General features: G+C 48.4%; 10 protein-coding genes and 1 riboswitch. Of the genes, 9 read left to right on the top strand and 1 reads right to left on the bottom strand.

The window, feature by feature from the left end; all coding sequences use genetic code 11:
* Positions 1-44 precede the first annotated feature (44 nt).
* Complete coding sequence (locus Q0110_RS00695; RefSeq protein WP_297900794.1) at positions 45-2,327, top strand: GH92 family glycosyl hydrolase; 2,283 nt, start codon at positions 45-47, stop codon at positions 2,325-2,327.
* 37 nt (positions 2,328-2,364) lie between these two features.
* On the opposite strand, the gene Q0110_RS00690 is transcribed toward Q0110_RS00695, so the two are convergent.
* Entirely contained in the window at positions 2,365-4,905 is a 2,541-nt protein-coding gene (locus Q0110_RS00690; protein WP_297900791.1) for an ATP-binding protein, read from the bottom strand.
* A 143-nt stretch (positions 4,906-5,048) separates the two neighbouring features.
* Between Q0110_RS00690 and Q0110_RS00685 the strand changes: the two genes are divergently transcribed.
* The 8 genes from Q0110_RS00685 to Q0110_RS00650 all read left to right on the top strand — a co-directional run bounded on the left by Q0110_RS00685 (position 5,049) and on the right by Q0110_RS00650 (position 14,018).
* Positions 5,049-5,690 carry a cytidylate kinase-like family protein gene (locus tag Q0110_RS00685; RefSeq protein WP_297900788.1) on the top strand — a complete coding sequence of 214 codons (642 nt, stop codon included), beginning with the start codon at positions 5,049-5,051 and terminating at the stop codon, positions 5,688-5,690.
* Positions 5,691-5,859: 169 nt separating this feature from the next.
* Entirely contained in the window at positions 5,860-6,264 is a 405-nt protein-coding gene (locus Q0110_RS00680) for a hypothetical protein (RefSeq protein WP_297900785.1), read from the top strand.
* Positions 6,261-7,562 carry a DUF3440 domain-containing protein gene (locus Q0110_RS00675; RefSeq protein ID WP_297900782.1) on the top strand — a complete coding sequence of 434 codons (1,302 nt, stop codon included), beginning with the start codon at positions 6,261-6,263 and terminating at the stop codon, positions 7,560-7,562. Before Q0110_RS00680 ends, Q0110_RS00675 begins: the two co-directional genes overlap by 4 nt.
* Positions 7,546-8,070 (top strand): ParB/RepB/Spo0J family partition protein, encoded by a 525-nt coding sequence (locus tag Q0110_RS00670; protein WP_297900779.1) that lies wholly within the window; start codon positions 7,546-7,548, stop codon positions 8,068-8,070. The genes Q0110_RS00675 and Q0110_RS00670 overlap by 17 nt, the downstream gene beginning before the upstream one ends.
* Positions 8,071-8,099: 29 nt before the next feature.
* Positions 8,100-8,196, top strand: a riboswitch (TPP riboswitch).
* 62 nt (positions 8,197-8,258) lie between these two features.
* Complete coding sequence (locus tag Q0110_RS00665; RefSeq protein ID WP_297900776.1) at positions 8,259-9,029, top strand: sulfide-dependent adenosine diphosphate thiazole synthase; 771 nt, start codon at positions 8,259-8,261, stop codon at positions 9,027-9,029.
* Positions 9,030-9,180: 151 nt separating this feature from the next.
* Positions 9,181-9,585 carry a DUF6769 family protein gene (locus Q0110_RS00660; protein ID WP_366139619.1) on the top strand — a complete coding sequence of 135 codons (405 nt, stop codon included), beginning with the start codon at positions 9,181-9,183 and terminating at the stop codon, positions 9,583-9,585.
* A gap of 83 nt (positions 9,586-9,668) precedes the next feature.
* The gene (locus Q0110_RS00655) at positions 9,669-10,919 is read left to right on the top strand and encodes an efflux RND transporter periplasmic adaptor subunit (RefSeq protein WP_297900769.1); all 1,251 of its coding nucleotides are present in this window, start codon (positions 9,669-9,671) and stop codon (positions 10,917-10,919) included.
* A 15-nt stretch (positions 10,920-10,934) separates the two neighbouring features.
* Positions 10,935-14,018: an efflux RND transporter permease subunit gene (locus Q0110_RS00650; RefSeq protein WP_297900765.1), complete on the top strand. Its 3,084-nt coding sequence runs from the start codon at positions 10,935-10,937 to the stop codon at positions 14,016-14,018.
* The last annotated feature ends 2 nt before the right edge of the window (positions 14,019-14,020 follow it).

Below are 14,020 nucleotides of genomic sequence, written 5' to 3'. Positions count from 1 at the left end.
TTGCGAGAGAAAACAAAAATGTATCATTCTAAACAATCGACTAAATGAAGACAAAGCTTAAAACTTCGATGGCCCTTCTGGTTTCTGCCTTCTTATGGGTGTCGTGTGCCGGTGGAGGAGGGGGAACTTCTTCCCCTTCGGCGATGGACCCGGTGGATTACGTGAATCCTTATATGGGAAATATCAGCCATTTGCTGGTGCCGACATTCCCTACCGTGCATTTGCCGAACAGTATGCTGCGTGTATACCCGGAGCGTGCGGATTTCACGGGTGACCGCCTGGGGGGATTGCCTATTATCGTGACGAACCATCGCGAGCGTTCCGCGTTTAACCTGTGTCCGTATCAGGGCGACGAGTCCGGCTTGCGACCTGTGATCTCTTATAGTTATGACCGGGAGAAGATCTTGCCGTATCGTTATCAAGTATATCTGGATAACGAGGAGATCGACGTGGATTTTGCCCCTTCTCACCAGAGTGCCGTGTATTCGCTCTCTTTCGAGAAACAAGGACCGGCTTATTTAGTATTTAACAGCCGTAACGGGCGGTTGCAAGTAAATGGCAGCGCTGTAAGCGGCTATCAATATATAGATAAGAAAACGAAGGTCTTTTTATATGCCGAGACAAATCAAAAGCCTGTGAAAGCGGGTGTCGTGTCAAGCGGAAGTGTTAATTATAATGAGACTTCCGTGGAAGGTACGGATGCCGCTATCGCTCTTTCTTTCGGGGAAGACGTGAAGAAACTGGGCGTTCGCTACGGTATCTCTTTTATCAGCGAAGAGCAGGCGAAGAAGAACCTGGAGCGTGAGATCGCCGCTTATGACGTGGATGTGGTGGCGAAGATCGCTCGCAACGATTGGAACGATGCTTTGGGTAAGATACAAGTGCAAGGCGGTACTGATGATGAGAAGACTGTTTTCTACACCTCTTTATATCGTTGCTACGAGCGTCCGATAAACTTGAGCGAGGACGGACGCTATTACAGCGCTTTCGACGGAAAGATCCATGAGGATGGAGGACGGCCTTTCTATACGGACGATTGGATTTGGGATACTTACCGCGCTACGCATCCTTTGCGGGTCTTGATCGATGATGAGCGTGAGAATGACATCATCAACTCGTATCTTTTGATGGCCGAGCAGATGGGTACCAACTGGATGCCTACTTTCCCGGAAGTTACGGGAGATACGCGTCGTATGAACTCGAACCATGCTGTCGCTACCGTGATCGATGCTTATCGCAAGGGTTTGCGTGGCTTTGAGTTGGAAAAAGCTTATATCGCTTGTAAGAAAGGTATCGAGGAAAAGACCTTGATCCCTTGGTCTGCCGCCCCGGCCGGCTGGTTAGACGATTTCTACAAGGAGCATGGTTATATCCCTGCGTTGAGGCCGGGAGAGAAAGAGACGGTTCCTAACGTATCTATTTGGGAGAAACGCCAGCCTATCGCCGTTACCTTGGGTACTTCTTATGATGAGTGGTGCTTGTCTCAGATCGCCCAGGAATTGGGTAAGAAGGATGAGGCGGATTACTATTTGCGTCGCTCTTATAATTACCGCAACGTGTTTAATCCGGAGACGGGTTTCTTCCATCCGAAGGATAAAGACGGTAAGTTTATCTATCCGCTGGATTACCGTTATGATGGCGGGTTAGGTGCTCGTGATTATTATGACGAGAACAACGGATATGTCTATCGTTGGGACGTGCAGCATAATATCGGCGACTTGATCTCTTTGATCGGGGGCAATGAGGCATTTACCTCTGCCTTGGATTCCATGTTCAATACGCCGCTGGGTATGTCTAAATGGCAGTTCTATTCTACGCTTCCGGATCATACGGGCAACGTGGGTATGTTCTCTATGGCGAATGAGCCGAGCTTGCATATCCCGTATCTGTATAATTACGCCGGTAAACCTTGGATGACCCAGAAACGTATCCGGACTTTGTTGAATCAATGGTTCCGCAATGATTTGATGGGTGTGCCGGGCGATGAGGACGGTGGCGGTATGTCTGCTTTCGTTGTCTTCAGCCAGATGGGATTCTATCCGGTGACTCCGGGTTCTCCTACATATAATATCGGTAGCCCGATGTTTACCGACGTGAAGGTGGATATGGGTAACGGCAATACGTTCGAGATTCGTGCGAATAATGCGTCCGATGAGAATAAGTACGTACAATCTGCCAAGTTGAACGGGGTTACCTTGAATCAGCCTTGGTTTAATCACAGTGATATCGCCGCCGGCGGTTTGCTGGAATTAGAGATGGGACCGAAAGCGAATAAGGAATGGGGGCTGGAGACACCTCCTCCTTCTGCCGCTCCGATGCCTAAATGAATAAAGAAACGTGTCGCGATAACCGCGACACGTTTTTTTATGCCAATATCTTTGCGATCAGTTTCTTTAGCTCTTTAATATTGATGGGTTTTACCACATAGTCCGTGAATTCGCATTGTTTGGCTATCTCTTTTTCTCTTTCGAACGCGAATGCCGTGAGTGCTATGATCGGAATGGTCTTGGATAAAGAGCGTATCCTGCGGGCTGCCTCGAATCCGTCCATAACCGGCATTTTTATATCCATCAAAATTAAATCCGGGTGATATGCCTCGAACATCTCAATGGCCTCTTGCCCGTTTAACGCATGGTAAAGTTGGTATTGCTTACCGAACAAGGTTTCCAAGAGGAAATAATTCTCATAGACATCCTCTGCGATTAGGATAGAATGAAGTTTGCCGGAGTGGGGGATTTCTTCGGATTGGACCGGGATATCCGATGAAAGTTCGCTATCGGTCTGTTTTGTATCCAAAGGTAGGGTGAACCAGAAAGTGGAGCCCATTCCTTCCTTGGAATCCACACCGATCCGGCCTCCTAATGTCTCGATAATGGTTCGGCAGATCGTTAATCCCAACCCTGTGCCTTGCTGGAAAGTATCTACCTTGAAGAAACGCTCGAATATGCGTTTCTGGTTTTCCTCGGAGATACCGATGCCGGTATCTTTTACGCAGACCCGGATGAAATCCTTTTCTATCTCATAGTAAATCGTGATACTGCCTTCGGAAGTGAATTTAATGGCATTATTCACGAAATTGGTTATTACCTGCATAACCCTTCGCTCGTCGGTCTTGACGATTACGGATGGGGAGTTGAGATCAAAGATAAGATCTACGCCCGGAGGCATCTTTATAGAGTCTGCCAACGCGATCTCTCCACATATATCCTTGATGTCTACTTCCTCGAAATGGTAATCCATCGTTCCCGCCTCGATTTTGGAGAAATCAAGGATATCATCGATCAGTTGCAGCAGCAAGTCATTGTTTTTATGGATGATATCTAGATAGGATTGACGCTCGGCCTCATTGTCTATCTCGGCGATTATGTCCGAGAACCCGACAATGGCGTTAAGCGGTGTACGTATCTCATGGCTCATATTCGCGAGGAAAGCGGATTTTAGTTTATCGGCCTCCTTTACCTTGATTAACTCGATCTCTTTTTCTCGTTGCTGGGTTATGTTGGAGGTGTAGCTTACGATCCTGTTGGGCGTTCCGTCATCGTTGAATTTATAGGAACGTACGTTGGAGTTGAACCAGAATATTTTCCCGTTGAGGATACGTCTGTAGACCGACACGAAATTATTGATCTTCCCCTGCAGGAGAGGCTTGAACTGTTTGTTATATACCCGGTCGAAGTCATCCGGGTGGATCGAGGATTTGTAGTCTTCTTGGTTTTTGAAATTGTAATCGTGGATCGCTTTCAACCCTTCGTTATTGTCGATATCCTCATTAAGGCCGAAATCTACGATCAGTTCATCATTCTCTACATCGTATTCCCAGAGGATGGAATCTCCGGTATCCACCGATACTTTAAGGCGGGCCAGGTTATTTTCCATTTGTTCCCGTTTGATGTAATTCTCGGTATCGTCGAACACGATATAAATGTAACCGAATATATGGTCGGAAGCGTCTTTTAAGGTCACTCCCTTTACCAGTAGATGCTTTTTTCTGAAGCTGTGGCGGCTATCGTAATAGCCCGTTTTGGAAGCGACCTTGAAATCGTAATCGAGGGCGAAAAATATATCTTTTCCTTCTTTGAGTTTTTGGTTGACATATTTCGGGATATTGGGGTTCTCGAACATGTTGAGCCCTACGGCTTGTTCGCGGGTAACACCGAATATATCAAGATCGGCTTGATTAATATCCACCAGCACTCCATTCTCGTCATAAAGCTCGGCGCCCCAAGGCATCTTGTCGAAGATGATCTTAAATTTCGTCTCGCTTTTCATGATTTGTATGGCCGAATGCTCTACCAATCCCTGTACTTCCTTTCTTTCGATCGCTATGGAGAGAATATCGCTTAGTATACGTAGGTTCTCGATATCCAATCCGGTCCATTCCCGTTTTCTTTTCACGGAGTCGAAACCAATAAACCCGAAAGGCTTGCCCTGTTTGATAACCGGGACGACTAATAGCGACAAGACTTCTTGCACAACCAGTAAATGCTGTTCTCTTTTTGCCTCTTCCGGCATTTTAGAGACATCATGAATGACGATATCCTTGCCTTTCTTGATATTATCATACCACCAAGGGATCTCGTCTTGTGAAAGCTGACGTAGCAGATCCTCCCGCATAGAGATAATCCCGTCGCAAGTAACTTCGTTCGTAAAATCAACAGTATGAGTTTGTTCGTGGAATGTTCCGATATATACCCGGTCTGCGTCAAAAAATTGCAGGATGCGAAATAAGGCTTGATTGATAACCGGGTTCTCCCTGGAACCTAGAAGAAGAGACAATACGTCCGACATTGTTTTCCGCAGGTCGATCATATTGGCCAAGATCAAGTCGTTCTTGGGGTCTTCCGTATCGTTCTTTTTATTTATAGCTCCATCAAACAATGTTGTATTGGAATGAGTATTATTCATGATAATTTGAATGTACTGATTTTATTCGAAAACAAATGTAAGTATAAACTTTGATTTTTTTGTTTGGGTGTTTATTATATTATTGCCGTAGCTTTAAAAATAATTTTGTACGTTTGTGGATGGTTGAATCAAACTTGAGATCGATGGATAATAGAATTATATTGACGATAGGCCGCCAGTTCGGGAGTGGCGGCCGCGAGATAGGCCAACGTCTGGCGAAGGAGTTGTGTATCGGTTACTATGATAAGGAGCTGATTTCGGTAGCGGCCCGTGAAAGCGGGTTATGCGAGGATGTTTTCGAGCGTGCGGACGAGCGTGCTTCCAGTGGTTTATCGTATGCTTTTACGATGGGATACTCTTCTTTTATGGGAGGAATGTTTACGCCTTATCACGATATCTTGTCTAATGACGGTCTTTTCAAGATACAGAGCGACGCTATCCGCAAACTGGCGGAGACCGAGTCGTGCGTGTTGGTAGGGCGTTGTGCCGACTATATCCTCCGGGATGATCCGGCGTGCTTGAGTTTCTTTATCCACAGCTCGGTGGAGAGCCGGGTACAGAAGATCGTGGAAAGGCAGGGCGTGACAGTGGAAGAGGCGAGGAACATGATGGAGAAAACGGATAAATCTCGTGCCGCCTATTATAATTATTATACGAATAAGACGTGGGGGATGGCTTCCTCGTATAATTTCTCGATTGATGTATCTGTGCTGGGGATCGACGAGACCGTGGAATTTATGAAAGGCTTTATAGAGCGTAGGTTAAGCAAGCGTTTGCCTCGCTAACCCTTGTCTTCCTGCTTTGTTGTTCGATATTTACGGGCTGTATCCGTGGGGGTACGGATACCGCGAATAGCGGAATATAAACAAGGGAAATTATATTTTTGTGTTTTTGTGGCTACGGTATCTACATTTAATGTCTAAATTTGCATGGTAATATTATTGAGTGCAGACCATGAAAATTATGACATTGCAGGGAACGGACAAATTGTTGTATGAGCTTGTCGCGCCTTTGGTCATGAATCCGGCCATTTTGCGACAGAATAACAATTATCCCTTTAAGACATCCCGTAGCCACGTTTGGTATGTAGCCCTTCATGAAACGACTGTGGTCGGTTTTATGCCAGTGAAAAAAGGATATTCTTATTCTTCTATAGATAATTATTTTGTAAGCGGCGACAACCCTTTGGTATTGGGTGAGCTTCTGGAGGAAGTCATTAAGGATTTTTCGTCTCTGTCTTCTCTTATGGCCGTAGTGCATAAACGCCATGTAAAGGTATTTGCCCAAAAAAGGTTCCAGACATGTGTCGAGTGGAAGAACTATGATAAAATGCATTATTCGCCGGAGGTAGAGTCATGATACGAAGAATGGATGTGTACGAGGCGACGGTGAAGAGGTTGAAGATTATTTTTGATTATTTCGATTATGTATACGTCTCCTTTTCCGGCGGTAAGGATAGTGGTGTGTTGCTGAATTTGTGCATGGATTATATCCGGAGATACGCCCCGGAACGAAGGCTGGGGGTGTTTCATATGGATTATGAGGTTCAATACAGTCAGACGACCGAGTATGTGGAAAAGATTTGTGCCGCCAACTCCGATATCCTTGATGTTTACCATTGCTGCATCCCTTTCAAGGTTCCGACGTGTACATCTATGTTTCAACAGTATTGGAGGCCTTGGAGCGAGGAGTATCGGGATATCTGGGTCCGGGAGATGCCTCATTCGTGCCTCCGGGCGAAAGACTTTGAATTTTTCAAGGAAGACATGTGGGATTATGATTTTCAGAACATGTTTCCTTTCTGGTTGTACCGGCGCAAGAAAGGGCGGCGTATCTGTTGCCTCGTGGGAATTCGTACCCAAGAGAGCTTTAATAGGTGGCGGGCGATACATAGTGATAAGAACTACAGGAAACTGGCTAGTTATAAATGGACTCGCCGGATCAATTACTCTATATATAACGCATATCCGATTTACGATTGGAAAACTCAGGATATCTGGGTCGCTAACGGAAAGTTTGGCTGGCGATATAATCATTTATATGATTTGTATTATCAAGCCGGGGTTCCCTTGTCGAAGCAACGTGTGGCGAGCCCGTTTATATCCCAGGCGATATCCACCCTGTCTATTTACAAGGTTATCGATCCCGATATGTGGGGACGGATGGTTGGGCGTGTAAACGGTGTCGGTTTCGCCGGTATATATGGGAATACCTCCGCTATGGGCTGGAGGGCTGTCAAGTGTCCGTCCGGGTTCTCTTGGGAGAAATACATGTATTTTCTCTTGGATACATTGCCCAAGGAAACTCGTGAGAATTATTTGAATAAGCTAAAAGTCAGCCGTAAATTCTGGAGAGAGAAGGGGGGGTGCCTGGGCGAGGAGACGATCGCTAAGTTGCGGGCGGCTAATATCCCTATCATCGTGGAAGAGAGCTCCGCTTACCGTACGGATAAGAAGCCTGTACGGATGGAATATATCGATGATATCGATATCCCGGAGTTCAAGGAGATACCCACTTACAAACGTATGTGCGTTTGTATCCTGAAAAACGACCATACGTGTAAGTACATGGGCTTTTCCCAGACAAAACGAGAGAGGGATATGAGAAAAGATGTGATGGACAAATATAATTTTTATAAGCATGGGGAACTTTATTAGTCCGGCATATGGTGTTCGTGCCGTACCTATAGAAAAGATCGTGGCCAACAGTTATAACCCGAATATCATGGCTCCTCCGGAAATGCAATTATTGGAACTTTCTATCTGGGAAGATGGCTATACGATGCCTTGCGTCTGTTATTATCTGGAAGAAGATGATTTATATGAGATCGTGGATGGATTCCACCGTTATCTGGTCATGAAGCGATCTCAAAGGATTTATGAGCGTGAGAAGGGGTTGCTGCCGGTGACGGTGATAGAGAAAGACATCTCGAACCGGATGGCTTCAACCATCCGGCATAACAGGGCTAGGGGGATGCACAACCTGGAGCTTATGACGGAGATCGTCGCGGAATTGGTCAAATCCGGGATGTCTGATCAGTGGATCATGCGTAATATCGGGATGGATAAGAATGAGTTGCTCCGGTTCAAGCAAATCTCGGGGTTGGCGGAATTATTCCGGGATAAAGAGTTTGGCTTGTCTGATGACTGGTCGGAAGATGACTGATTGGATTTTTTTTGTACATTTGTCCCCGACTTTTCACATAGGGGTGCCTGGATCGTACAGGCTGAGATTATACCCATCGAACCTGATCCGGATAATGCCGGCGAAGGGAAAATAAGGTAGAACTAGGAAATAAAGGGGGCGTAACCTCTATGTGCTCCCTGATGTTTAAACTTTAATTAGTTATCAAGATGGAACAGATTGTTTCAAGTGGAATCATTGACTCTTACTTCGAGAAGTTGAAGAGTAATTTGTCTGTGGATGTAGCGATCGTGGGAGGAGGACCTTCCGGTATCGTGGCCGCTTATTTCTTGGCGAAAGCCGGTAAGAAAGTGGCGTTGTTTGATCGTAAGCTGGCTCCCGGTGGAGGTATGTGGGGCGGTGCCATGATGTTCAACGATATCGTGGTGCAGGAAGAGGCCATGCCGATCATCAAGGAATTGGGCGTGAGCTATAAGGAAGGCGCTAATGGCACGTATATCATGGATTCGGTACATACTACTTCCGCTTTGATTTATCAGGCGACGAAGGCAGGCGCTACGATCTTCAACTGCTATTCGGTAGAAGACGTGGTGTTCCATAACGATGCCGTAGCCGGTGTGGTAGTGAACTGGGCTCCGGTGATCCGCGAGGGGATGCACGTAGACCCGCTGACGATCATGGCGAAAGCTGTTTTGGAAGGTACGGGGCATGATTGCGAGATCGCCCGTGTGGTAGCCCGTAAGAATGATATCCGGTTGAATACGCCGACAGGAGGCGTGATCGGCGAGCGTTCCTTGAACGTGGAGCTGGGTGAGCAGACAACGGTGGAGAACACGAAAGAGATCTACCCCGGATTATTCGTTTCCGGTATGGCTGCCAATGGCGTGAGCGGTAGTTTCCGTATGGGACCGATCTTTGGCGGTATGCTGATGAGCGGAAAGAAAGCCGCGGAATTGATCTGCGAGAAACTGAATAAGTAAAAAATCAAGGGTCGGGGATTGGGAATAAGGGAGCGGTATCCTTTAGGTTCGATCCTCGACTCTCGTTTCTCGATACGGGAAAATCATAGGTTTTGTATTGAAATATGAGACAGTATGATATTTTCCGGATTTTCTTTCGTATCTTTGTCCCATGCGTGAGAAAATGAAACAGAGGATTATACAGTACGTGGTGCTGATGGCCGGCATCTTGGCATTGCTTTCTGTGGTTATCCCTCACCATCACCACCGGGACGGGATGCCCTGCTATCAATCCTTGACCGCGGAGCAAGCGAACGGCGATAAAAGTGCCGATACGCATGATTGCGGCTGCGACGGGCATAACCTGGCCTATTTCAACACATCCGTTTCTCACTTCACGGATGGGGATACGGATATACACCTGATGCCCTTACTTGTTCTTTTCGATTACATTTATCCTCCTGAACCGGCGTTTTGCGGACAGCTTCTTGAGCGTGAGAACGCCCTATACATAGAGTCATTGCACGACACTTGGATAGTGAGTGCCTCCGGACTCCGTGCGCCTCCTATGTCTTGATATCTTATTTTGTGAGAGTGGGTGGAGGACAGGTTTGCTCCCCCTATCTGTTTATTATTAACGATATCAAGATTTTTTACACAATGAAGAAAGTATATTTAGTAGGTGCGATGTGCGCTTACTTGTTTGCCGGTTGTGCGGGAAATGCGTCGCATGCCGGACACGATGAGCATAATCATGAATTAGAGGCTCACGACCATGAGCACGATCACGATCACGACCACGAAGGACATGATCATGAAGGCCACGACCATGAAGGCCATGATCACGAAGGTCACGATCACGAACATGAGGCCGGCGGTACCCATCCCGGCGAGATTGTCTTCAAGAAGGCCATGGCCGAGGCGGTAGGATTGCAGACCATGACGGTCAATCCCGCTCCTTTTACAGACGTGATTAAGACGAGCGGACGGATTGTGGCGGCACAAGGAGAGGAATCCGTGATTGTCGCTACCATTCCCGGCGTGATCTCGTTCGGAAGCTTACCGTTCGTGGATGGTACGGCGGTACGTAAGGGGCAAGCCGTGTTGAGCATCGCCTCCAACGCGCTCTCGGATGGTGACGTGGCAGCAAGAGCGAGATTCGCTTATGAGACAGCGAAAAAGGAATATGAGCGTATGCAAGCCTTGGTAGGCGATAAGATCGTATCAGCCAAGGATTTCGAGCAGGCCCGCTTGAATTACGAGAACGCCAAGGTCGCTTATGAGGCGGTAGCGGGAAAACAGACGGCGAAAGGTGTCTCCGTACTCGCTCCCTTGAACGGTTATTTGAAGAACATCCAAGTGAAAGAAGGGGATTATGTCTCTGTAGGCCAGCCTTTGGCTACGATCTCCCAGAATAACCGGTTGGTGTTGCGTGCGGACGTGTCCGAGAAGTATTACAACGATCTCCCCATGATCCAGACCGCTAATTTCAAGACTCCGTATGATAACACTCTTTACAAACTGTCTGATTTGCGCGGGCGGTTGTTGTCTTATGGCAAAGCTTCCGACATGAATTCTTTCTATGTGCCGGTGACTTTCGAGTTCGATAACAAGGGCGCCATCATCCCCGGTTCTTTCGTCGAGATCTTTTTACTGACGAAGCCGATGGAGAATGTCCTGAGCGTGCCTGTCTCCGCTCTTATCGAGGAGCAGGGTATTTACTCGGTGTTTATCCGCTTGGACGAGGAAGGCTATAAGAAGCAATGGGTGACGTTGGGAGCGAATAACGGCTCGGAGGTGCAGATCCTTTCCGGCTTGAAACCGGGCGATGAGGTCGTGACCCGTGGCGCTTACCAGATCAAGCTGTCTTCTGCCTCTAATGCGATACCGGCTCATACACACCACCATTAATAGGAGGGACGTTTCATGCTGAATAAGATAATTTATTATTCGTTGCACAACCGGTTGGTAATCTTGGTTTGTGCGCTATTGCTGATGATCTGGGGTACGTACACGGCGTTTAACACGGACGTGGATGTGTTTCCGGACTTGAACGCCCCTACGGTCGTGATCATGACCGAGGCGAATGGTATGGCTCCCGAGGAGGTGGAACGCTTGGTGACATTCCCTGTGGAGACCGCCGTGAACGGTGCGATGGATGTACGGCGTGTACGTTCCTCGTCTACCACCGGATTCTCCGTGGTTTGGGTGGAGTTTGATTGGGGAACGGATATCTACCGGGCTCGCCAGATCGTGTCGGAGAAACTCTCTGTCTTGGGCGAGAGTCTTCCCGAGAACGTGGGTAAACCGACGTTGGGCCCGCAATCGTCTATCTTGGGGGAGATGATGATCCTCGGTTTGACCGCCGATTCTACCTCTTTGCTGGATTTGCGTACGATCGCCGACTGGACGATCCGTCCCCGTTTGTTATCTACGGGTGGCGTGGCGCAGGTTGCCGTGATCGGTGGTGATATCAAGGAATACCAGATATTGCTGGACCCGGCCCGCATGAAGCATTATGGCGTGGGGCTGAACGAGGTGTTGAACGTCTGCCGGAATATGAACCGGAATGCCAATGGCGGTGTATTGTACGAGTTTGATAATGAGTATATCATCCGGGGAATCTTATCTACGCCGAAGGTAGAGGAAATCGCCCAGGGCGTGGTGAAGACCGTGAACGAGTATCCGGTTACGTTGGGCGATATCGCCACGGTCAAGATTGGCGGTAAAAGCCCGAAGCTGGGAACCGCTTCCGAGCGGACGAAGCCTGCCGTGTTGATTACCGTGACCAAACAGCCGGATACGAGTACGGAGAAACTGACGGAGAAGCTAGACGAGATTGTCGTCGATTTGCGGAAGAACCTGCCGGCAGACGTGCGGATCTCTACCGATATATTCCGTCAGAGCCATTTCATCGACAACTCTATCAATAATGTAAAGAAGAGCTTGTTCGAGGGTAGTTTCTTCGTGGTGATCGTCTTGTTCCTGTTCTTGATGAATATCCGTACGACGGTGATCTCGCTCGTGGCGTTACCATTGTCTTTGCTGGTCTCTATCATCGTATTGCATTATATGGGATTGACGATTAACACGATGAGCCTGGGCGGTATGGCGATCGCTATCGGTTCCTTGGTAGACGACGCTATCGTAGACGTGGAGAACGTGTATAAACGAATCCGGGAAAACAGGCTCCTGCCTCCGGATCAGCAACGCTCTACCTTGGAGGTGGTCTACGACGCTTCCCGGGAGGTGCGTATGCCTATCCTGAACTCTACCTTGATTATCGTGGTGAGCTTCGTGCCCTTGTTCTTCCTGAGCGGCATGGAAGGCCGTATGTTGGTTCCGCTGGGTATCGCCTTTATCGTGGCGTTGTTTGCCTCTACGGTGGTAGCGCTTACCCTGACCCCGGTACTTTGCAGTTATTTGCTGAACCGGAAAGCTACGGGAATGAAGGAGCTGCGTGAGGCTTGGGTCGCTAGGAAATTGAAGGTGGTGTATAAGCGTGCTTTGGAGTTTGCCTTGACGTACCGGAAAGGGGTGGTGGGAACCACGATCGCTTTGTTCGTGGTAGCTTTGGTGATTTTCTTCAACTTAGGACGTAGTTTCTTGCCTCCGTTCAACGAAGGCTCCTTCACGATCAACGTAAGCTCGCTTCCGGGGATTTCCTTGGACGAGTCGGATCAGATCGGGCGCCGTGCGGAGGCGTTGCTGTTGCAAGTGCCCGAGATAAAGACGGTAGCCCGGAAGACCGGCCGTGCGGAATTGGACGAGCATGCCTTGGGCGTGAATGTATCCGAGATCGAGGCTCCTTTCGAATTGCGAGACCGTAGCCGGTACGAGGTGATGAATGATGTCCGCGAGAAGTTATCTACGATTAGCGGCGCTAATATCGAGATCGGGCAACCGATTTCCCACCGTATCGACGCTATGCTTTCCGGAACGGAGGCGAATATCGCTATCAAGTTGTTTGGTACGGACTTGAACTTGATGTTTACGATCGGAAACCAGATCAAGGCCGCTATCCAGACGATCCCGGGGTTGGTAGACCTGAAGGTGGAGCAGCAGATCGAGCGTCCGCAATTGACGATTACCCCGAAACGTGAGCTGTTGGCCAAATATGGTATCTCCTTGCCTGAGTTCGAGGAATATATCAACGTGATGTTGGGAGGAGAGGCCGTAAGCCAGGTATACGATGATGGCAAGAACTTTGACCTGACCGTGAAGACCTCCGATTCCAGCCGTGCCACGATGGATGATATCAGTAATCTGATGATCGATGCCGCCGGGCAGAAAGTGCCGCTGAGCTACGTGGCCGATATCCGCTCGGTAACCGGCCCGAATACGATCAACCGCGAGAACGTGCAACGTAAGATCGTGATCAGCGCCAATGTGTCGGAGCGTGATTTGCGAGGCGTGGTCAATGAGATACAGGAGAAGGTAGAGGCCGGCATCCGTTTGCCGGAGGGATACCATATCGAGTACGGTGGCCAGTTCGAGAGCGAGGCGGCGGCAAGCCGTACCTTGTTGCTTACGTCGCTTATGTCGCTGCTGGTGATCTTCATGTTGTTGTATAATGAGTTCAAGGACGTGAAGGAGAGCGGCGTGATCTTGTTGAACCTGCCGTTGGCCTTGATCGGCGGCGTGTTTATCCTGTGGCTTACTTCCGGCGAGATCAGTATCCCGGCGATTATCGGTTTTATCTCCTTGTTCGGTATCGCTACCCGAAACGGTATGTTGCTGATCAGCCACTATACGCAGTTGCGTGGGGAGGGGATGGGATTGCGCGAGTCTGTGATACAAGGCTCCTTGGACCGTTTGAACCCGATCTTGATGACGGCGTTGAGTTCTGCCTTGGCGTTGATCCCCTTGGCGTTGAATGGCGATCTTCCCGGAAACGAGATCCAAAGCCCGATGGCGACGGTGATCTTGGGGGGATTATTGACGTCTACGTTCTTAAACGGGTTCATCATCCCGATTGTTTATCTGATAATGAACAAGAATAAAGAGTAAGT

It is taken from the genome of uncultured Parabacteroides sp., from assembly GCF_947855115.1.
GTDB lineage: Bacteria > Bacteroidota > Bacteroidia > Bacteroidales > Tannerellaceae > Parabacteroides.
Note: the sequence above shows the minus strand (reverse complement) of the source record. Positions and strands in the feature narration are given on the sequence as shown.